Raw genomic sequence first — 19,779 nt, 5'->3', positions numbered from 1 at the left:
GCAACCGGGTCGGAACGGCAGCCCAGTTGGTGAGTCCGATGGCACGCATGATGCGGGTGGCGGTGCTGGTGGCGGTGTTCCTTGTCGCGGTGAGTGTCACCGCCGGCTCCGCGGCCGCCGCAGTCGAGGGTGCGGATACCGCTGCCGTTTACGATGTTGACGACTCCGAGAGCGCGGCCGACGCCACACTCACCGATGGTGGCGTCTACTGGCAGGGCCAGCAGCTTGGTCTCGGAAACGTCACCGGCGAGCTTGCCAACGCGACGAACCGAACGACCGTTGAGACGCTACATCTGCGCGCGTACGATGCTGACGACAACGAACTCGGCAATCTCGTCCGAGAGGTGGATCTCAACGAAGACACTGAGACCCTCTCAACGACCGAGCTCAACGGCACCTATGTTCTTTTGCCGGCTGACCAGCGGGATGTCGCGCTCACCTTCCAGGATGGCCGGGTCAACGGAACCGTGCCGACCGAAGCGGCGACCCCGTTTGAGGTACTCATCCAGACGCTGACCGTCGAATGGGCCGCAAGCGAGCCGAGTGCGGTCGGCTCTGATCGGGAGCTTGAGGTGCGATCGAACCGGCTTCGCTACAACGTCAACGTGACCAGTCCGAACCTCAACTACACCCAACTGGAGACCGCGTTCATGGACGATCGATTCCTCCGGAATCAAAACGGCCCCTTCGAGAACCGCCGACCGTTTACCCGTGGTGCCGAGAGCTACGAGGTCTACGCTGACGAGGAGACGATCGTCCTCCGAGGGTTCTCTGATGGCTCGCTCCGGCCTGACTTTGCCGGCCTACAGCGACTACCGGAGGCGGTCATGGTTGAAGTGACTGATACCGGTGTTCGGGACACAGCTTCGCTGTCGACCGGTGCCGTCGAGACAGGGCCGTTCAACGTCACCCAACTTCGACTCCCGCAGCGTGTTGACCCCGGCCAGTCTGTGACGATGTCGGCGACGGTCGCCAACGAGTGGCCCGGCAGCGACACCCAGGCTGTGACGTTTGAGTTCGCTGACCAACAACAAACGGTCAGAACGGAGTTGGCCGGCGGTGCGTCGACAGAGATCACAGCGACGTTTACCGCTCCCGAGGAGCCGGGTGACAAACGGTATGCTGTCGGTGCCGGCGGCGAGTCGGCGACCGGGACGCTCACTGTCGTCGCTCCTGAACCGGAAACGAGCTCGGAGTCTGTCTCCGGCGATGACGGGAGTTCGACTGACGAGGAGTCAACGGGATTGATCGGGCCGACCGGCATCGGGGGGATGATGACGATGCTTTCGCTACTGACAGTGGTGCTGTTCCGACGGGGATAACAGCGCAGGTTTCGGCTGGTTGTAAGCGTGCCTTACAGTAGGTAGATGAGTAGGCCACCGATGAGGACAAACAGGAGCGCGAAGACGGCGTTCGCCCAGACTTTTGGGGGACGGCCGAACACGCGACCGAGGAGTTGCCGACTCGGCGGGAATAGCTGGATGCCACCGAGAACAACCGGTACCCCGCCGAGGTTCCCTGGGAGTACCGAGAGCCCACCGACGATGATCACGAACCCAACAGCGTAGCTCACCCGACCGATGATCACCTTTCGCTTGGTGTCTTGATCCTGTGGCTCACCACAGTCTGGGCAGAATGTGGCTGACTCGTCGACCTCGGTGCCACAGTTATCACACGCCGGCATGGTCGTTGTTGGCTTGATGGCATACCATCATATCAACGCTTCCATCTACCAACCTTGGTCAGTGGGATAAATATAAAATTTGAGAATCTAATCCTTCAATTTATTACCTCTTAGTGAATAAGTTAAGTAGTCATATCATGCAGACAGTAGCTACCAGCACCAAGCGGTTGTGCTTGATTTCTGTTGTCGCCCTTGTGTTGTGTTTAGTTTTCATGACCTCCGCTACTGCTGCACAATCTTCGAATGGTGATTTTAGAGTAGTTAATATTACGACTGACTCAGGTGGGAGTATTGATGAGGGAGACTCTTTGAATGTCACATTCAACGTGACAAATGTTGGATCAAATACAGGAACAAAAGAAGCCGTTCTTGAAAATACTGAAGGAGAAGAAATCAACAGAACTAGAATACGACTCGGGACAAATCCGCCATTCAACTCAAGAGAAATAACGTTGAAATGGGAAGATACACCTGAACGCCCAACCAGAGAAATCTTCCCAACCGTACGAACGCCTGATGATACTAATTCTACACAGGTTGATGTACTCTGGAGCGAATTCGATATCGTCGATTTCACCGCCGAATATCAGGAGTCGACTACTGGGAATAATGTGGCATTAAATTATACAATACAAAATATTGGAAGTGAGCAAAATACAACAAATATCACAATAGAAAATAACGAAGAAATAATAGTTATACCAAAAGTGCCGGGACAAGTAGCACCCGGACAGCAAGTAACACCCCTTCAAGAAACACTCAGCGGTACGGATGCACAAAGTAGTTTTCCTCCGAACGAAATAACACGAAACAGAAATATAGAGCAAGTTCCTGGCGAATATACGTATGAACTGACAACAGAGAATTATATTACGGGTGAAGATGGCGATACGCAAACCGCGAGTGTTACGGTTCCGAATACAGGTGCTGTTAGTATTGATAGATCTTATTATGATCGTGACGATAACGAAATTAATATTGAGACGACGATAGAAAATCAAGCTAATTTCGATGTAGGCCAACAAGTAGTAGAGCTGTGGGTTGATGGTGCTCAAACAGAATCGCAAACAATCAGTCTCAACGCTGGTGAATCAGAGGAAGTAGATTTCACTAATAGTTCATCTCCTGGATTTACGAAGGAAATCACGGTTCGAACAGGTGCACCCGACAGCGAGAGTAAGGAAGTTACCGGAGCATTTAGACAGATCAATCCTCGTATAACTACTATTTCACCGAAAACGCTTACAGGCGGTGAAGAAGTATCAATTTCCTATGATGGTGTTTCTGCCTCAGTAGTTGAGACGGTAACATTGTCCATTGTTGATCCCAACGGCGATGTGGTTTCTGAGAGCACGGTATCCTCAGAAGCGAATGACGCAACACTCAGCATCCCTGCAGATCCCAGTCTTATAGACGGTCAATACGACGTACGACTTGACGCTGAGGACACAGTCGGTAGAACAACAACAACGATCGAAAAAGATGCGATCAGCCTTACGAGTGAGGTGAACCCCGATGCAGTCGGTGCGATCGGCGAACCAGTCTACAGAGCTCCTGCGGGTGGGTTCGTGGAGATCTCCACCAATGGTGAATATATGCTCATTGGTGGTGATACAAACGGCGACGGTACACCCACTCAGTATTTTGATATTCTCTATGTTGAAGAGGATGCAACAATGATTAATACTCGACTTGTCGGGACGAATGTTAACTCTAGTCGGGCCTACGGCGAGGGCGTCACGAGCTACGCACACGAACTCGGAGCCGATGCTGAACCCGATGGTGTGTTCGAAAACGTCTCATTCCAAGGTGCGTCAACGTTGGCCGACTTCCGGGAGAACGTCGGGATCAGCCCTCGTTCCACACCGCTACAGACAGGGCGATACCGGCTCTTGGCCGGTGCAAACGGTCAAGTAATAATTGAAGATGGCGCGCCTACATTCAGCAGTCCAATCGGTCGATCGAACCTTGTGCTCACCCAGCCGCAGTTGGAGGCTGTCAATACGTACGTACTCCCACCCGCATCCGCAAATGAGGAGGATGTTGCTGGTTCCTCGGAGGAAGCCACCGAATCGAACACGATCGCGGCTGGCGAGCGCCTGTTGATCGAACTGCAAGCAACTGGTTTCACCGGTGCCACAGGTATTGATCTGACGACCGACTCGACACCTGAGTCAATACCTGCTGACGATATCGCGCGCCTATTGAATCGCCCCGAAGGCGTCGAGATGGATCTTTCAACGTGGTATTACGATGGGGCAGAAAACACTGAATCTGATCTACGCTTCGACGGTGCCAGTAGTGGTGATCTCTATGTGATCCCTGATGAGACAACGGATCAGTGGGCAAACGAAAGTCAAATCGGCGAAAACACTGAGATCGGCGGGTTGTATATCGTCGTCGACACCCGCGGTGAAGCGTTCTCGGCTCCCTCGTACGGTGACGTGATGGAATTTGAGACCAGGTACGAATCTCCTGCTGGTGAAAGATATCTGTATCAAACTGTTGGACAAGGTCAGCAACCGCCGCCATTTAACCCTGCAGTTTCCCCAAACGATGGCGTTGAACATTTCCCGTATTTCGGTGACAGCGATACGACGGTATCGGTCAACAGCACGATTGAATACATGGAGCCATCCATCCAGTACGGTCGCACAACGGTGGATGACGAACTAATCGTACCGAGTGAAAGCGATGGCCAGATCCTTGGTTCGACGACCATGGCACCAGGAACTGAAGCAACGATTCAGTTTATCGATCAGAGCCGGCCTGATCCCGAGCTTGTGACCATCGAGGAGGTTATCATCGAGGATGATCGGACATTCACTGCATCAGCTGACTTCTCCGCGCTTGACTCAGGCGACCGGGTCACAGCCGAGTTCTACACGGCGGGCCGTCTCCCTGATAATCGTGTTGTTGATCGACGAGATGTTCGTGTGGTTGATGATATCGATAACATCGCAAACTATCAGATAACCAATCTCACTACACCGGTTGAAGTACAACAGCGATCGTCACTCGGCGCGATCGAAGCGACAATCAACAACACCGGTGAGCTTACGGGCCAACAGGTGGTTCACTTTAGCATCGACGGCGAACCGATCCGCAACGAGTCGCTCAGATTGAGTGGAAACGGCAGCGCAACACTCGATCTCTCTGAACAGTTTGTGACGCTCCCGGTTGGCACGTACGAATACACTGTTCAAACCGATGATGACGAACAGACGGGCGACCTTCGGGTAACCGAACCTGCCAGCGGAGCAACGATCACAAGCGAAGACACCAACACGGCGACCACAAGCAGCCCACTTGACGACAACGAGTCTCCCAATGAGAACGATGGGAACACTGATCCGAGCGGAATATTTGGTCTTGTCGGCGTCAGTGGCCGAGATGTTGCCCTTGGTGCTGCTCTCACCGGAACCGCACACGTGCTTGGCTACTGGGCGTAATACCGGCGTATACCGGCGGTCTTTTTCGACTCCCACGTGTATACTGATACAATGCCAGTCCACAGCGACGTTGCTCCCCGAACACTCGGCGTCGAACTCCGGCCGGAAGGCGTCGTCGTCACCTACGCTGATGGCCGGACGACGATGTACCGGGGAGCCCCAACAAAGGTCAGTGGCTCGCTCACAACGAATCCAGGGAAAGAAACCCATCTCCTTGTCACTGACCCGACTGAAACAGAGGGTGTCATGCTCTACGTCAACGATCTCAAAACCCACGATAAGATCCTTGAAGACACCGGCGTCGGCCGGATTCTCTTAGACGACGGCGACACAGAGGAAGTGTTCCCAGGCGTCACGGTGCGCCGGAGCGGTGACCACAGAACGACGATCGAAGCCGACCCGGAAACTGCTCGTGGTCGCGTCTTCGTTTTTGTCGAAGACGATTGGGGCGAGGAGAGCTACGAGTTCGTTCCTGACTCGGAGCTGGATAAATGAGCCTCCGCAAACAGTGGCGTGAGCTTGATCGGTCGATCGTTCCTAACGCTCCGGATCGGTACGCGCTCTATGAGGTCGGCGACGCCGACGGCAACACGATTGGCTTTGGGATCGGAGCGTTGCCGGACGAGCTGCGGGAGCTGCTGGCGTACGGTGAGGGCACAAACTTCCATTACACTGCCGACGCCCACACGGTCGGCGAGCCAACACAGATTCGGTGGGAGCTTGCGAACAACAAGCCCCACGCCGAACAGCTGCTGGCCGAGCAGCTCGATCAGTAGTCGCCCCGGTCAGCAGCCCCCGAAAACTGGTCGGCAACGAGTGTGGTGAACTCCGCTGGGAATTCAACATGCGGTAGCAGTTTGCTGCGATCAAAGACGACAAGCGGCACGTCCGCCTCGGCCGCCAGCTCCCGGCCCTGTGATAGCGGTGTGATCTCGGCTTCACGGCCCCAGAGGATCGTTGGTTCGACATCGAGGGCAGCGATAGCGTCGACGAGATCGAGATCGGCGTTGAGAAAGCCGCTAATGAACGAGGCAGGTGCAAACCGGGCGTTCGGCTGGTGGGCCGTCTGCCATTCGTACTCCAGCCAGTCGTCGGTTACCTTACTCATCTCGTAGTAGCCATGATCCGCGTTGAAATACCGGATCGAGGGCTTCGAGGCGACAAGATTGAACAGCCCAGCCCCGACAAGCGGTAGTCGGAACAGCTCCCGGAGCCATTGGGTGGGTGGTTCAGGGCCGGCAATCGCGGTCGGACAGATCAACAACAGATCACGAACCGAGAGATCCGGATCGCTTGCGAGTGCGTCCAGCGTGTAGGCCGCCGATAGCGACGAGGCGATCACTGACGGTTCGTCATACTCAGCGAGAAAGTTGCCGACGAACTCCGTATAAAGGGTCGCGGAGTACCGCAACGGCGGGCGATCCGAGCAGCCGAAGCCAGGGAGGTCAGGTGCGATGACATGGTAGTCGTTGGCAAGGTCGTCGAAGACTGCCCGGAACTCACCGCTTGAGCCGGCGGCATTGATCCCATGGAGCATGACCAGCGTCGGATTCTCTGGGTCTCCCGCTTCGGTGTAGGCGATGTCCATCCCGCGCCAGCGGTAGGTGTGTTGTTCGCCGTTGAGGGCCGGCGGGAGGTCGGTCGCCGTCGATTGGAGGTGGCGGTTGACAGCAGCCAGCACGCCGCCACCGAAAACGGATCCGGCGAGGAGCTTGCGGAGCGACATAGCAGTAGTTGGGCGGCGAGATAGTTATAATTGACACCGACAACTATCTGCTATGGATAAAATATCTAACTATCAACACGATCTCGAAGCTCTGATCCAGATACGGTGGTAACCCGGACAGACTCTGCGTCTCGTGTTCGTCCGTAAATTACAACCTCTGTTACGTCGTCGATAGAATGCTCTGCTGTCTGTGAAATTTCTTCGATATTTAATTCAAATTCTTCTGCATAACGATTATAATATTCATCATTCTCTCCAATATTTTCATCGTACTCTGATTCTCCAGCTGTTGCTTCAACTCTCTGCCATGAATTATCTTCACCTAGTTTTGTCTCACCGTCGTATGCCTCAATTAGAATGTTTACTTCAACACTACCACTTCCTTGCTCCCTGTTGTTTACTACCTCGACTACCGAACTGAGGCCGCCGGAAAATGCGTATGAAAAAGACGTATTTTGGACAAATATTTCAGAGCCAATTTGATCTGTTTCTACTGATTCTTGATCATCATTGTTGTCAGTTTCGTTACTCTCTTGTTCTTTGGTTTCTGTCTGACTGTTATTGCTTCCTTGCGTACCCCCGCTGCATCCAGCTACCAGTGTAATTCCCCCAACCGTACTAGCACCGGCGATCAGCTTTCGACGAGTTATCATACTTTGTTATTTCACGATGTTAAATTAAATCTAACGCACGTGATAATTCATTTGACATGATCACAAAAATTTTGCGAGGGAAGAACGCTCAAGAGCGGTCTTCCGCATCACGGGAGTGATCCCGGCGATGCGAGGGGAGGGATTTGAACCCACGAACCTCTACAGGAGCGGATCTTGAGTCCGCCGCCGTTTCCCGGCTTGGCTACCCTCGCACGCGGCCGGCACTACCACGGCGATCCTGTTTAACGCGTCGGTTTTCCCCAGCAGCCACGCCTTTGTCTGTCGGTCACAAAGCAGCGGTATGGATGACCACACCCGCGATCCGGGCGTCGCTCCGCCGCTCGGTAACCCCACCGGCTGGCGACAGTCTGACCGCCGGTGGGAACACGCCACGCTCCGCCGCGCGGTCGAACACGGGGTTCGACTGTTCAACGACGGTGCCTACCACGAATCCCACGACTGTTTCGAGGATGAGTGGTACAACTACGGCAGTGGCACCACCGAAAGCGCGTTTCTCCACGGGATGGTACAGGTCGCCGCCGGCGTCTACAAACACGTCGATTTCGAGGATGATGACGGGATGCGGTCGCTGTTTCGCACGGCCGATCAGTATCTCCATGGCGTCCCGGATGATTTCTACGGGGTTGCCCTCTCTGACATCCGAACAACAATCCGGTCGGCCCAAACAGAACCAACGCTTGTTGAGGGTTGGCAGCTCACCGTCGACGGCGAGAGTTCGACGGCCTACCCGGCGGATTACGCGTACGCCGAGGAACTGGAGTAGTCCGCCGATCGGTGGCTCTCGGATATCGGGGAGATAAAATAGCCCGGTGGCGTGAGACCGACAATGAAGGTGTACGAGCTCGGTGAGGGAACTCCCGAGGTCGCGGTCATCGGCGGGATCCACGGCGACGAGCCCTGTGGCCCGCTGGCGATCAAACGATTGCTTGCCGAGGAACCGACCGTTCAGCGACCGGTCAAGCTGATCATCGCCAACGAGGAAGCCCTCGAAGCCGGCCAGCGGTATCTCGAAGCTGATCTCAACCGTGTCTTCCCCGGCGATCCGGCTGCCGACGCCCACGAACGCCGACTCGCCGCCGACCTGCTGGCTGAGATCGAAGGCTGCACGACGCTTGCGTTACACTCCACGCAGTCGTATGCCGAGCCGATCGGCGCGGTGAAGGCCGTCGACACGGTCGCCCGCGAGATCGTCCCGCAGCTTCCGGTGTCGGTGATCACCGAAACCGACGACAACACCGATGGCCGGCTGATCAAATATCCAAACGTCATCGAGGTCGAATGCGGGCTTCAGGGTACCGACGACGCCGCGAAAAACGGCTACGAGCTCGTTCGGGCGTTTTTAGCGGCAACAGGGGTGCTCCCGCTTGACGATGCGATGGATCGGCTTTCGGTGCCAGATCCTGAAACCATCCCTGTCTTTCGGGTTGAGGGCCCGATCCCGAAAGCCGAGGGGACGGAGTATGAAGTATTTGTTGAGAACTTCGAGCGTGTGTCCGCGGGCACCGCCTTCGCCGCCGTCGACGGCGAGGCGATCCACGCCGAGGCGGATTTCTACCCGGTGTTGCTTTCGCCGTACGGCTACGCCGACATCTTCGGCTATCGCTCCGAGCGGGTTGGGACGGTCGCCGAGTGGAACGCCGATTAATCTTCGGCCTCAAATTCGACGAGCGTGAGATCGCGGTCGAGCTCACAGTAATCGTGTGGCGGCTCCCCAACTATCTCGGCGATGCGGTACTCCGTCTCAAAATCAGCCCCGTCAGGCACGCAGAACTCGTGGCTTGGACACTCGGTGTACGGACAGGGGCCCTCAAGTTCGGCCTTGCTGCCCGCATACGCCCCCCGAGAGGCGACGTTTGCGTGTACCGGCGCGGGTTCGACCTCGACGGCACGCACCCCGTTGTCGTGCATGGCACAGTCAAGCAACTGGGCGTTGTCGCGGATCGCGGTCACGCGGTAGCGACGGCCCTCGGTGAGGTTGAGACACTGGCTCCGATAGGGGCAGCCCTCACAGCCCGCTGCCTCGCCGCCGTAGACGAACTCCCGGCCCACCTCGGCGAGGCGGTCGCCGATCAGCGTGACGGTTGTCATGGCTTTCCCTACAGGATCCAGCCAGATGACGGTTCCCCTCGACCGACTACGCCTCGCTTTCGCCGACCAGCTCGTCGAGTCGATCGAAGTAGGCCTCCCGCGGCACCTGATACAGGGCTCTGTAGTCGATCTCGCCGGCGGCAAACCGTTCGGCGTGCTCGATCGCGCCGTCGATCGCGGCCGCCCGATCCTCGTAGCTCTCGCTGACAGCCTCGATTTCGGGTTCCAAAAAGAGGGTTATCTGCCAGCCGTCTGTACTGTTGCTGCCGGGTCGACGCCGCGGGGTGCCGCTGGTCACGTAGATGGTCGGCAGACAGGGCGCGGGAAACGCCTCGGAGTCGAAGACATCGGGCCGGTAGGCGAGGATCACCCGGCCGTCGCGTTCCTCGTGCCAACACTGCCAGCCGGCCGGGAGCGATGATGCGTCCATAGGTGTGGGTTGGCTCCGATCCACTAATCGGTCGCGGTTGTCGATGATGCGATCGTGGCTGTTGTCGTTGCGGTTGTGACGACGGTCGCGTCTTTGTCGGTCACGCCTCGTCGCTGTCGATCACGCCTCGTCGTCGACAAGCATCCACTCGTCGTCGCCGACCGACTCGACCACCTCACGACGAACCATCTCGTCGAGCACCTCATCGAGACGGTCGGGTTGGGCGATCTCCATTTCAATTCTATCGATCCCGTGGACAGCGGCGAGTTCCGCCCGGATCGCCTCCTGGGTGAATGTCTCGCCGTCGGCGTCGGCCATCACGCCGCTGATCAGATCGACCATATCCTCGATGAAGTTCCAGGGGTAGACGACCCACGTCCACTCGGCGAGGCGTTCGCCGACAAAATCGGGTTCGAACTCGCTGGTATCCAGCAGCTGGAGGGTTGCGGTGCGTACCTCGCCAACGTCGCGGTCGGTCACGTACTCGTGGGCGCGGCTGATCGAGCCGCCGGTGTCGGCGATGTCGTCGATGATGAGCACGTCCTTGTCGGCGACGCTACCCTCCGGCAGCGGGTAGCGGATCTCCGCGTCCGCGCCTTTCTCGGCCGCGCCGACGTAGTGTTCCATCTTCAGGCTCGTCAGGTCGTCGAGCCCGAGGAAATCACAGAGGCACCGGCCGGCGAACCAGCCGCCGCGGGCGAGGGCGACGACGACATCCGGCTCGAAGTCGGCCGCCTTCACCGCGGTGCTCACGTCCCGACACAGCCCGTAGATGTACTCCCAATTCGTGATCGTACAATCGAAGTCTGCCGGGGGGCCGCTCATCTCGTCTCGGCGTGGGCCGCCGTGGTACATAAAACGCTCGTGAGGCCAGCAGGCGGTGTTGCCCTCCCCAAACGTCCATTGCTGTCGCCGCCGTCTGTCCCGGTATGTCCGTCATCCGCGTTGCCGATCCGAGCGATCTCGATGCGACGACCCCTGGGCCACCGTTTGCCGACTTCGATCACGAGAGCCACATCCGCCGCGCGCTGACGCTGGCGCGGGAAGCAGCCGACCGCGGCGACGAACCATTTGGCTCAGTGCTCGTCGAAGATGACACCGTCGTCGCCGAGGCGAAAAACGCCGTTGTCACCGAAAACGACGTGGCCGAACATCCGGAGCTCACGCTTGCCCGCCGGGCGGCCGCCGAGTTCGACGAGCCTGCCGATCTCGTGTTGTACACCTCAACCGAGCCGTGTCCGATGTGTGCCGGCGGGCTGTATCACGCCGGCGTGCGCGCGGTCGTCTATGCAACGAGTGCGGAACGGTTCGGCGAACTCCGGGACGCCGACATGGTCTGTCCGTCACCGACGGTCTTCGAGCGCGGCAGCGACCCGGTCGCCGTTGCCGGCCCGGTGTTGCCCGACGCCGGCGATGCTGTCCACCGGGAGTGTTGGTGACCGCCCGCCGAACCCGGGGTTTGAACTCGTTGGTTCCGTAGGGAGGGTATGGACACGCGCCGCACGCTGCTCGTCGATGCCTTCACCGACGAACCCTTCGCCGGCAACGCCGCGGGGGTCGTCCCCGAGGCCGATGGGCTCTCGACGACACAGATGCAAGCGATCGCCCGCGAGCTGTCGGCGAGTGAAACCGCCTTTCTCTCGGCGGCCGACGATGCCGACCGCCGGATCCGCTATTTCACACCGACCCAAGAGGTCGACCTCTGTGGTCACGCGACGATCGCCAGCCACGCGCTGCTGGCCGCCGACGGGGTGATTGATCCCGGTACGCACACCCTGGACACGAACGTCGGCGTCCTTGATATCGAACTCACCGACGACGGCGTCGTCTGGATGACCCAATCCAGCCCCGAGGTCGAGACTGTCGAGGTCGACTACGACCGGGTGGCCGACGCACTCGGGATCGATCCCGCGACACTCCGGGATGTCGGTGCCGACCTCCCGATCGCGCGGGCGACGACCGGCCTCCCTTTCCTTATGATTCCGGTCAACTTCCTCGAAGCCCTCAGCGGCGTCCAGCCGGATCTGGGGGCGATCGAAGCCCTCGCCGACGAGTATGATGCGACCGGGATCTACGCCTTCACGTTCGATACCCTCGACGCGGAATCGACGCTGCACGCCCGGATGTTCGCCCCTGGTGCTGGCGTCGACGAAGATCCCGTTACCGGCACCGCAAGCGGGGCCTGCGGCGCGTATCTCGACACCTACGAGGCCTTCGATGAGCTGCCTGACGATCTCCGGTTCGAGCAGGGCCATTTCGTCGACCGCGGCGGGATCGTCCGGGTCGAGGTCGGTGTCGACGATCGCGGTCGCAAACAGGTTCGGGTCGGCGGCGAGGCCGCGGTCGCACTTGAGGGAACGCTCCAGCTGCCCGATACCGAGGACGACGAGATCATCGAAGCCTGACGCGCTGGGCGAGATCGCCCGCTTGTGTGAGGGATGATCATGATACACTGTGTCGAGCACAACGGCTAAACGTCAGTCGCCGCTATAGGGTGGTAATGCAGCGCGTTCGGGAGCATCGACCACAGGAGTTCGACCGCGTGCTCTCCTCGATGTGCACCGAGCCACATCCCCGCGCCCACGAGGCTGCCGTCGAGTTTCTGGCGACGAATCCGGGTGATCCCGCGACCTACCAGACCGTCGCCGATCTAGAGACCGAAGCCATCGACCAGCTGGGCGAGATCGCCGGCCTCGACGATCCCTTCGGCTACGTCGCCAGCGGCGGCACCGAAGCCAACATTCAGGCCGTCCACGCCGCGCGCAACCGCGCCGCTGGCCGCGGCGACACGGCCCGCAGCGACACGCCAAACATCGTCGCCCCAACAAGCGTCCACTTCAGCGTGACCAAGGCGGCCGAAATGCTCGGCGTCGAACTCCGCACCGTCCCCGTCGACGACGACCACCGCGCCGATCTCGACGCGGTGGAAGCCGCCGTCGACGACGACACCGCACTGGTGATCGGCGTCGCCGGATCGACGGAGTACGGCCGCGTCGACCCGATTCCCGCGATGACCGACCTCGCCCGCGACGCCGGCGCGCGCATGCACGTCGACGCCTCATGGGGCGGGTTCATTCTCCCGTTCACCGACTACGAGTGGTCGTTCGCCGACGCACCCATCGACTCGATGGCGATTGATCCCCACAAGTTCGGCCAGGCACCCGTCCCGGCGGGCGGATTGCTCGCTCGTGAGCGCGAAACGGTTGACGCACTCGCGGTCGATACACCGTATCTGGAAACCACATCGCAGGCGACGCTCACCGGCACCCGCAGCGGTGCGGGCGTCGCCGGCGCGGTCGCCGCGATGGACGAACTGTGGCCGGCGGGCTACCGCCAGCAGTACCGCGAGCAGCAGGCCAACGCCGAGTTCCTGGCCGACGAACTCGCCGCCCGTGGGATCGAGGTCGTCGATCCGACGCTGCCGCTGGTAACGGCCTCGCTGTCGCCGGCGACGTTTGAGGCGTTACGCGATGAGGAGTGGCGGATCGCCCGCACGGCCGATGGTAATCTCCGAATCGTCTGTATGCCGCACGTGAGTCGGGCGTCCCTGGAGGCGTTTCTCGCTGATCTGGATCGCGTTCGGTCGTAGGTGTCGTCTCGTATCGACGCTGTGGCCACGGCGTCGCCGATGCCGCCCGAACGCTTATTCACTGTTCCGACGTAGTCGCAGGCAACAATGGATAGCGCGACGAAAGACGGATCCGAGAAATCCGGTGGGGTAGAGTTTATCCACGAGTCCGATGGCTCGATCACGGCGCGGGATATCGAAACCGGATTGGCTCGCGGTGGCGACACGCGGGCCGAAGCACTGTCGCAGCTTGCGGACGTGTTGGCTCTCGAAAACGGCGAAGGCGAGCGGATCGACGATGAAGAGGCATTTCTCGAAGAGTTGGGGATCGATCCTGACGAGGTCGCGGCGGCGCGTGAAGACCACGACGGCATCCCGGAGTTTATGCAGTGATCGATGGTTCGGACGACGTTTTCGGGCCGTGAGATAATCGGCGTACTGACTCACTTCGGCTATGTCCCCCAACAGCGTCATGGGAGCCACGTCCGCCTTCGATACGAGAACGAAGGCACCGGTGAGGTTCGTCTCGTCGATGTCCCGATGCACGACGAGATCCGGATCGGGACGCTCCACTCAATTGCCGATCAGTGCGGCGCGGCGGACTTTCAGGCGTGGTGTGCGTGGATCGACCAGCATTGTTGAGTCCGCGGCAATTCGATTCTTGATCGTCAGTTCTGTATCCGTCCGTAGTCGACGACGAATCAGCGGCTTTTAGGCTCTCATCGCCAACACATAGCCAATGAGTCACGACGAGTTTCCGACCGACGATCCTGCGGTGGTGACCTGCGGGCTGCCGTACGCCAACGGCGACCTGCACGTCGGCCACCTCCGAACCTACGTCGGCGGCGACGTGTACGCCCGCGCACTCGAAACGCTCGGCCAACAGACCGCCTTCGTCTGCGGGTCTGACATGCATGGGACGCCGGTCGCCGTCAACGCCGACAAGGAGGGCATCTCGCCCGAGGAGTTCGCCCTCGAATGGCACGAAACCTACAAGCAGACGTTCCCGGAGTTCGACATCGAGTTCGACAACTACGGCCACACCCACGACGCGACCAACACCGAACTCACCCAGGAAATCGTCCGCGATCTCGCCGCCAACGGTCACATCTACGAGAAGGAGATCATGGTGGCCTACGATCCGATCGAGGATCAACACCTCCCGGATCGCTACGTCGAAGGAACCTGTCCCTATTGCGGCGAGACGGCCCGCGGCGACGAGTGCGACGACGGCTGTCAACGGCATCTCGAACCAGGCGAGATCGAAGACCCCGTCTCCTCGATCACCGGCAACCCCGCCGAGTACCACGAACGCACCCACAAGTTCTTCGAAGTCTCCGAGTTCGAGGAGTACCTCTCCGACTTTCTCGACCGACTCGAAGGCACGTCGAACGCCCAGAATCAGCCGCGAGAGTGGATCGAATCCGGCCTCCAGGATTGGTGTATCACGCGCGATCTCGACTGGGGGATCGACTATCCCGAAGACGCTGACGAGGGTGACAGCGACGATGGCGCAGACGGCGACGATGGCGACGATGCCGATGACCTCGTCCTTTACGTCTGGGTCGACGCACCGATAGAATACATCTCGTCGACCAAACAGTACACCGAGCGCGTCGGCAGTGAGGTCTACGACTGGGAGCAGCCCTGGAAGGACGCTGGCGAGATCGTCCACGTTATCGGCCGCGATATCATCCAACACCACGCGATCTTCTGGCCGGCGATGCTCAACGGCGCGGGCTACGTCGAGCCGCGGGCGATCATGGCCTCCGGCTTTGTCACCCTCGGTGGCAAGGGCTTCTCGACGAGCCGCGACCGCGCGGTCTGGGCTGACGAGTACCTTGAGGAGGGCTTCCATCCCGATCTCCTGCGCTACTATCTCGCCACCAACGGCGGCTTCCAGCAGGACGTGGACTTCTCGTGGGACAAGTTCCGCGACCGCGTCAACACCGAACTGGTGGGGACGCTCGGCAACTTCGTCTACCGCTCGCTGCTGTTTGCCGCCCGCAACTACGGCGGCGCGCCCGACGCGACCGTTTCCGAGGAGGTCGACGACCGAATCGCCGACGCCGTCGCCGACTTCGAGGCCGCGATCAACGACTACTCGATCCGCAAGGCCGGCAACGCCGCCATCGACCTCGCGCAGTTCGGCAACGAGTACATCCAGCGCAACGAACCGTGGAAACTGACCGATGACGATCCCGAGCGCGCCGAACAGGTCATCTACGACTGTGTTCAGCTCTCGAAGGCTCTCGCTGTGCTCTTCCAGCCCGTTGCGCCCGACACCTGCCAGCGGCTCTGGGCCCAACTCGGCGAGGACGGCGATGTCGCCGACGCGACGGTCGACGTCGCCCGCGAGGCCCCGCAGGGCGCGTTCGACGAACCCGACGAACTGTTCGCCAAGATCGAGCCCGAACGCGTCGAGGAACTCAACGAGAAGCTCGAACAGCGCGTTGAGGCCGCGACCGACGACGAAGCGGACGAGGATGACGCTGACGACGCAGACGAGACTGACAACGACACCATGACCGACGACACCACTGACGACGACACCGATGCACAGGCCGCCGACCTCGAAGCCCTCACCGACGAGCGAATCAGCTTCGAGGACTTCCAAGACCTCGACCTCCGTGTCGGCGAGATCATTGATGCTGAGGGCGTCGAAGATGCCGACAAGCTCGCCAAGCTACAGGTCGACATCGGCCACGAGGAACGCCAGCTCGTCGCGGGAATCAAACAGCTCCACGACCTCAGCGACCTGCCGGGCACCCGCGTCATCATCGTCGCCAACCTCGAAAAAGCCGAGCTGTTCGGCGTCGAATCCAACGGGATGCTGCTGGCTGCCGGCGAGGAGGCCGACCTGCTAACGACCCACGGCGACGCCCCGATCGGCACGCGAATCCAGTAGCGTCCGTGCGGCAGCAACGCAATAGTAGGCTTTTCATAGCGGTGGCCCGTGGGACGGCTATATAGCCGCCGCCATCCCATGGATTCCGATACCGACGTGTCGAACACCGTCCTCATCACGGTCGACTCGCTGCGCGCTGATGCCATCAGCCCCTATGGCGAGATCGGCCAGACGCCGACGCTGGCGTCGCTGGCCGACCGGGCGACGGTCTTCGAGAACGCCTTTGCGACCGGCAACTGGACGCCGTTTTCGTTTCCCTCGATCCTGGCCTCCCGGCCGGTGTTCGCTGACAACGGCCGGATCGGGGTTACCGACTCGCCGACACTGCCACGGGTGCTCGCCGACAACGATATCGCCACCGGCGGCTTCAACGCCGCCAACGGATTTCTGACCTCTCATTGGGGGTACGACGACGGGTTCGACGAGTTTGAACCGTTTGTCGCCAGCGTCGGATCGAGCATCTACAGCCGGTATCTCGCCACCCACCCGACGCTTGAGGCGTGGGTACAGCTGGCAACATCGCCGTTGCGTCGGGTACGCTCGTGGCTCAACGGCGAGGGCGACGACCGCCCGTTTCTCGATACCTCCCGCATGTTCGATATCGAGCAGGGAGCCACCGAGTTCATCGAGGCCCGCGAGGACGACGACCGGCCGTTTTTTCTGTGGATCCACTACATGGATCCTCACACGCCGTACGTCCCCGCCCCTCGATACATCCGCGCGGTCTCTGACGATACGGTTGGCACTCACCGCATGCTACGGGCCCACGCCCGCACCGCGTTCGGCTTAGAGGTCGGCCCCCAGACCCTGGCCGATCTTCGGATGCTGTATCAGGCCGCCGTCACCCAGGTCGACGCCAGCATCGGTCGGCTGCTGGAGACGCTGTCGGCAACCGGTCACGACGACGATACCGCCGTCATCGTCGCCGGCGATCACGGCGAGGAGTTTCAGGAACACGGCCATCTTGCCCACTACCCCAAGCTCTACGACGAGCTGATCCACGTTCCACTGCTCGTCGATCTCCCCGGCAGCGACGGCCGTCGGATCGAGGAGCCGGTCGGTCTGGATGCGATCCCGCCGACGGTCGCCGACTGCTTCGGTGTCGACGCCCCTGAGGTGTGGACAGGTGAGTCGCTGCTTCCGCCTGTTCGAGATGGGACACCTCCCGCTGGCGAGCCAGTCGTCTCGGCTGCTGTCCGCGGCGAGTCAGTCACGACCCAGCCGATCCCGCGGTCGCTCGATGAGGGTGAGCTTCTGCTCAGCGTCCGCGATGAGCGGTGGGTCTACATCGAAAACACCGCAACCGGGGCGAGCGAGCTCTACGATCGCCAGGCCGATCCGACTCAGCAGGATGATCTGGTTGTCGACGACGACGCGGAATCAACCGATCTCCCCTCGTCGGCACAGCAGGCTTACGACCGGTTCGGCGAGATCGCCGCCGACCATGCCGCGATGTTGGCAGCCGCGGCTGACGACGACACAGTCGACGCCGCTGTCGACGAGGAACTCGAAACACGGCTCGCCGCGTTGGGGTACAAATAGGTGCTTCGTTCGTTTCTTCGCGCACTCCTGTCCGGCCCGCTTGCCGTCCAGCTCCGACGGTTTGTCGCTGTCGGCGCGTTCACCGCCGGGATTCAGATGGTGCTGTTGTGGCTGTTTGTCGATATCGGCGGGCTGAACTATCTGCTGGGGGCGACGATCGCCATCGAGATCACGATCATCCTCTCATATGTGCTCAACAACGCCTGGACGTTTCAAGCCTCCCAGAACACCGGCCGGGTCGAGTATCTCGTCGGCCTGCTGAAAACAAACGTTGTTCGCGGGACGGCGATCCCGCTGCAGTTGGCCATTCTGTACGCACTCGTTGAGTGGGCCGGGCTCCTGTATCTCGTCGGCAACGCCGTCGCCATCTTCATCAGCGGTCTGTATCGGTATGTCTTCGATGCGAAATGGACCTGGGGATAGGGTCGCGTCAAAACGGCAGCCGCGGCTCGATCCGCGCCACCAGATCCCGAACCGCCTCCTGTTTGTAGTAGCCGACCGCCGAGACGACGATCACGAACGCGATCAGCGCGATCCCCGTTCGGAACCGCCCGCCTGCAAACTCCCCGCCGGCGTAGACCGTAATTACGTAGGCTGGGAGGCGACCGACGGCGATAACCGCCAGAAAGGTTCGGAGCCGCCATTTTGTGAGGCCGCTGAGAAAACAGATCGCGTCGTCGGGCAGCCCGGGGATGATGACAAAGGCGAAGAGGCCGGGAACGCCGACGCGCTCGACAAAGGCGTCGAAGCGGTCGATCACGTCGTTGGCGATCACGCGCTCGACGAACGACCGCCCGTACCGCTTGGCGAGGCTAAAGGCGATCGCGCTGCCGATGAGCACGCCCGTCAGGCTGTAGATCGTGCCGTACACCGGCCCGAAGAGGTAGCCCGCGACGAGGGCGACGACCTGTCCGGGGATCGGCGCGAGGACGACCTGGGCGGCCTGTAGAAACACGAACACCAGCGGCGCGAAGATGCCGAATCCTGCGATCCACGTCCGGAGAGCTTGGGCGTTGAACACGAACGGGGCATACCGGCGGGCCCCAACGTAGAGGCCGACGAACGCGGCGATGACGGCCACCACAAGGAGGAGGGTCTGCCATCGATCCGTCCGCGAGGAGAACACCTTCATCTGGGTTGAGATGGCGGCGGGAGATGCTTGAAGCTACCCGTTTTTGCTGTCGCGGTCGACCCTGTCGCTTGCTCTCGTCGACCGAGTGAACAGCCACCTGTTCTGTCGACCAGGCAAACAGTCGCTTGTTCAGTACCGACGCCCACGTCTCCGAGACCAACACATTATGTGCTCGCCCTTCGTATGGCGGTTATGCCACCCAGCGCAGTCGTCGTCGACGACTCCGCCTTCCAGCGGACGGTCGTCTCCGAGACGATCGACGACCACGTTGAGATCGTCGGCACCGCCGAAAACGGCCGGGAGGCGATCAAGGTGTTCGCCGAGACCGAGCCGGATCTGCTGACGATGGATATCATGATGCCGAAGCTCAACGGCATCGAAGCCCTCTCGGCGATCAAGGAGCGATCCCCGGAAACAACGGTTGTGATGGTGACCAGCGTCTCACAGAAGGAGAAGATGCGGGAGGCCGCCAAGGCCGGCGCGGACGGCTATGTCACCAAACCCTTCGAGACCGAGGAGCTAACCGCCGAAATCGACGACGCCCTTGACGAACCGGTAACGGGCTAATCCAGCCA

The 19,779-nt window shown here is 60.2% G+C and carries 22 protein-coding genes and 1 tRNA gene; 15 read left to right on the top strand and 8 right to left on the bottom strand.

Annotated elements, in window-relative coordinates:
• Positions 1 to 38: 38 nt before the first annotated feature.
• Positions 39 to 1,322: a hypothetical protein gene (locus EWF95_RS04050; RefSeq protein ID WP_142442775.1), complete on the top strand. Its 1,284-nt coding sequence runs from the start codon at positions 39 to 41 to the stop codon at positions 1,320 to 1,322.
• 32 nt (positions 1,323 to 1,354) lie between these two features.
• On the opposite strand, the gene EWF95_RS04045 is transcribed toward EWF95_RS04050, so the two are convergent.
• Positions 1,355 to 1,684, bottom strand: a complete 330-nt coding sequence (locus EWF95_RS04045; protein WP_142442774.1) for a zinc ribbon domain-containing protein — start codon at positions 1,682 to 1,684, stop codon at positions 1,355 to 1,357.
• 137 nt (positions 1,685 to 1,821) lie between these two features.
• Between EWF95_RS04045 and EWF95_RS04040 the strand changes: the two genes are divergently transcribed.
• Genes EWF95_RS04040 through EWF95_RS04030 form a run of 3 tightly spaced genes read left to right on the top strand, consistent with a single transcriptional unit; the run spans position 1,822 to position 5,912 of the window.
• Positions 1,822 to 5,136 carry a BGTF surface domain-containing protein gene (locus EWF95_RS04040; RefSeq protein ID WP_142442773.1) on the top strand — a complete coding sequence of 1,105 codons (3,315 nt, stop codon included), beginning with the start codon at positions 1,822 to 1,824 and terminating at the stop codon, positions 5,134 to 5,136.
• A gap of 51 nt (positions 5,137 to 5,187) precedes the next feature.
• Positions 5,188 to 5,631 carry a DUF5796 family protein gene (locus tag EWF95_RS04035; protein WP_142442772.1) on the top strand — a complete coding sequence of 148 codons (444 nt, stop codon included), beginning with the start codon at positions 5,188 to 5,190 and terminating at the stop codon, positions 5,629 to 5,631.
• A complete protein-coding gene (locus tag EWF95_RS04030; RefSeq protein ID WP_142442771.1) occupies positions 5,628 to 5,912 on the top strand; it encodes a DUF7508 domain-containing protein in 285 nt (94 codons plus the stop codon). Before EWF95_RS04035 ends, EWF95_RS04030 begins: the two co-directional genes overlap by 4 nt.
• On the opposite strand, the gene EWF95_RS04025 is transcribed toward EWF95_RS04030, so the two are convergent.
• The 3 genes from EWF95_RS04025 to EWF95_RS04015 form a co-directional block, all read right to left on the bottom strand.
• Positions 5,906 to 6,862 carry an alpha/beta fold hydrolase gene (locus EWF95_RS04025; protein ID WP_142442770.1) on the bottom strand — a complete coding sequence of 319 codons (957 nt, stop codon included), beginning with the start codon at positions 6,860 to 6,862 and terminating at the stop codon, positions 5,906 to 5,908. The genes EWF95_RS04030 and EWF95_RS04025 overlap by 7 nt on opposite strands.
• Positions 6,863 to 6,927: 65 nt before the next feature.
• The gene (locus EWF95_RS04020) at positions 6,928 to 7,515 is read right to left on the bottom strand and encodes a hypothetical protein (RefSeq protein ID WP_142442769.1); all 588 of its coding nucleotides are present in this window, start codon (positions 7,513 to 7,515) and stop codon (positions 6,928 to 6,930) included.
• 128 nt (positions 7,516 to 7,643) lie between these two features.
• Positions 7,644 to 7,727, bottom strand: a tRNA-Leu gene (locus EWF95_RS04015).
• An 89-nt stretch (positions 7,728 to 7,816) separates the two neighbouring features.
• On the opposite strand from EWF95_RS04015, the gene EWF95_RS04010 reads away from it, so the two are divergent.
• Together EWF95_RS04010 and EWF95_RS04005 are read left to right on the top strand one after the other, a co-directional pair.
• Positions 7,817 to 8,299, top strand: a complete 483-nt coding sequence (locus tag EWF95_RS04010; protein ID WP_142442768.1) for a DUF309 domain-containing protein — start codon at positions 7,817 to 7,819, stop codon at positions 8,297 to 8,299.
• A 63-nt stretch (positions 8,300 to 8,362) separates the two neighbouring features.
• Positions 8,363 to 9,181: a succinylglutamate desuccinylase/aspartoacylase domain-containing protein gene (locus EWF95_RS04005; RefSeq protein ID WP_142442767.1), complete on the top strand. Its 819-nt coding sequence runs from the start codon at positions 8,363 to 8,365 to the stop codon at positions 9,179 to 9,181.
• On the opposite strand, the gene EWF95_RS04000 is transcribed toward EWF95_RS04005, so the two are convergent.
• The 3 genes from EWF95_RS04000 to EWF95_RS03990 form a co-directional block, all read right to left on the bottom strand.
• Positions 9,178 to 9,624 (bottom strand): UPF0179 family protein, encoded by a 447-nt coding sequence (locus EWF95_RS04000; RefSeq protein WP_142442766.1) that lies wholly within the window; start codon positions 9,622 to 9,624, stop codon positions 9,178 to 9,180. The genes EWF95_RS04005 and EWF95_RS04000 overlap by 4 nt on opposite strands.
• Before the next feature lie 46 nt (positions 9,625 to 9,670).
• Positions 9,671 to 10,054 carry a DUF5820 family protein gene (locus EWF95_RS03995; protein WP_142442765.1) on the bottom strand — a complete coding sequence of 128 codons (384 nt, stop codon included), beginning with the start codon at positions 10,052 to 10,054 and terminating at the stop codon, positions 9,671 to 9,673.
• A 120-nt stretch (positions 10,055 to 10,174) separates the two neighbouring features.
• Entirely contained in the window at positions 10,175 to 10,879 is a 705-nt protein-coding gene (locus tag EWF95_RS03990; protein ID WP_142442764.1) for a phosphoribosyltransferase, read from the bottom strand.
• A gap of 104 nt (positions 10,880 to 10,983) precedes the next feature.
• On the opposite strand from EWF95_RS03990, the gene EWF95_RS03985 reads away from it, so the two are divergent.
• The 8 genes from EWF95_RS03985 to EWF95_RS03950 all read left to right on the top strand — a co-directional run bounded on the left by EWF95_RS03985 (position 10,984) and on the right by EWF95_RS03950 (position 18,495).
• Positions 10,984 to 11,493, top strand: a complete 510-nt coding sequence (locus EWF95_RS03985; protein ID WP_142442763.1) for a nucleoside deaminase — start codon at positions 10,984 to 10,986, stop codon at positions 11,491 to 11,493.
• A gap of 48 nt (positions 11,494 to 11,541) precedes the next feature.
• Positions 11,542 to 12,459 (top strand): PhzF family phenazine biosynthesis protein, encoded by a 918-nt coding sequence (locus EWF95_RS03980; protein ID WP_142442762.1) that lies wholly within the window; start codon positions 11,542 to 11,544, stop codon positions 12,457 to 12,459.
• Between the two features lie 95 nt (positions 12,460 to 12,554).
• On the top strand, positions 12,555 to 13,643 hold the full coding sequence (gene mfnA / locus EWF95_RS03975; protein ID WP_142442761.1) for a tyrosine decarboxylase MfnA: 1,089 nt from the start codon (positions 12,555 to 12,557) through the stop codon (positions 13,641 to 13,643).
• An 87-nt stretch (positions 13,644 to 13,730) separates the two neighbouring features.
• Positions 13,731 to 14,015, top strand: a complete 285-nt coding sequence (locus tag EWF95_RS03970) for a type II toxin-antitoxin system HicB family antitoxin (protein WP_142442760.1) — start codon at positions 13,731 to 13,733, stop codon at positions 14,013 to 14,015.
• 3 nt (positions 14,016 to 14,018) lie between these two features.
• Positions 14,019 to 14,264, top strand: a complete 246-nt coding sequence (locus tag EWF95_RS03965) for a type II toxin-antitoxin system HicA family toxin (protein WP_142442759.1) — start codon at positions 14,019 to 14,021, stop codon at positions 14,262 to 14,264.
• Positions 14,265 to 14,361: 97 nt separating this feature from the next.
• On the top strand, positions 14,362 to 16,530 hold the full coding sequence (gene metG / locus EWF95_RS03960; protein ID WP_142442758.1) for a methionine--tRNA ligase: 2,169 nt from the start codon (positions 14,362 to 14,364) through the stop codon (positions 16,528 to 16,530).
• 78 nt (positions 16,531 to 16,608) lie between these two features.
• The gene (locus EWF95_RS03955) at positions 16,609 to 18,072 is read left to right on the top strand and encodes a sulfatase (RefSeq protein WP_142442757.1); all 1,464 of its coding nucleotides are present in this window, start codon (positions 16,609 to 16,611) and stop codon (positions 18,070 to 18,072) included.
• Complete coding sequence (locus EWF95_RS03950; protein WP_142442756.1) at positions 18,073 to 18,495, top strand: GtrA family protein; 423 nt, start codon at positions 18,073 to 18,075, stop codon at positions 18,493 to 18,495.
• 7 nt (positions 18,496 to 18,502) lie between these two features.
• Here EWF95_RS03950 and EWF95_RS03945 read toward each other — a convergent pair whose 3' ends face one another.
• Positions 18,503 to 19,204, bottom strand: a complete 702-nt coding sequence (locus EWF95_RS03945; RefSeq protein WP_142442755.1) for a TVP38/TMEM64 family protein — start codon at positions 19,202 to 19,204, stop codon at positions 18,503 to 18,505.
• Positions 19,205 to 19,396: 192 nt separating this feature from the next.
• Here EWF95_RS03945 and EWF95_RS03940 point away from each other — a divergent pair, with 192 nt between their 5' ends.
• Positions 19,397 to 19,771: a response regulator gene (locus EWF95_RS03940; RefSeq protein ID WP_142442754.1), complete on the top strand. Its 375-nt coding sequence runs from the start codon at positions 19,397 to 19,399 to the stop codon at positions 19,769 to 19,771.
• Positions 19,772 to 19,779 lie beyond the last annotated feature (8 nt).

Source organism: Halonotius roseus, from assembly GCF_006861655.1.
Taxonomy (GTDB): domain Archaea; phylum Halobacteriota; class Halobacteria; order Halobacteriales; family Haloferacaceae; genus Halonotius; species Halonotius roseus.
Note: the sequence above shows the minus strand (reverse complement) of the source record. Positions and strands in the feature narration are given on the sequence as shown.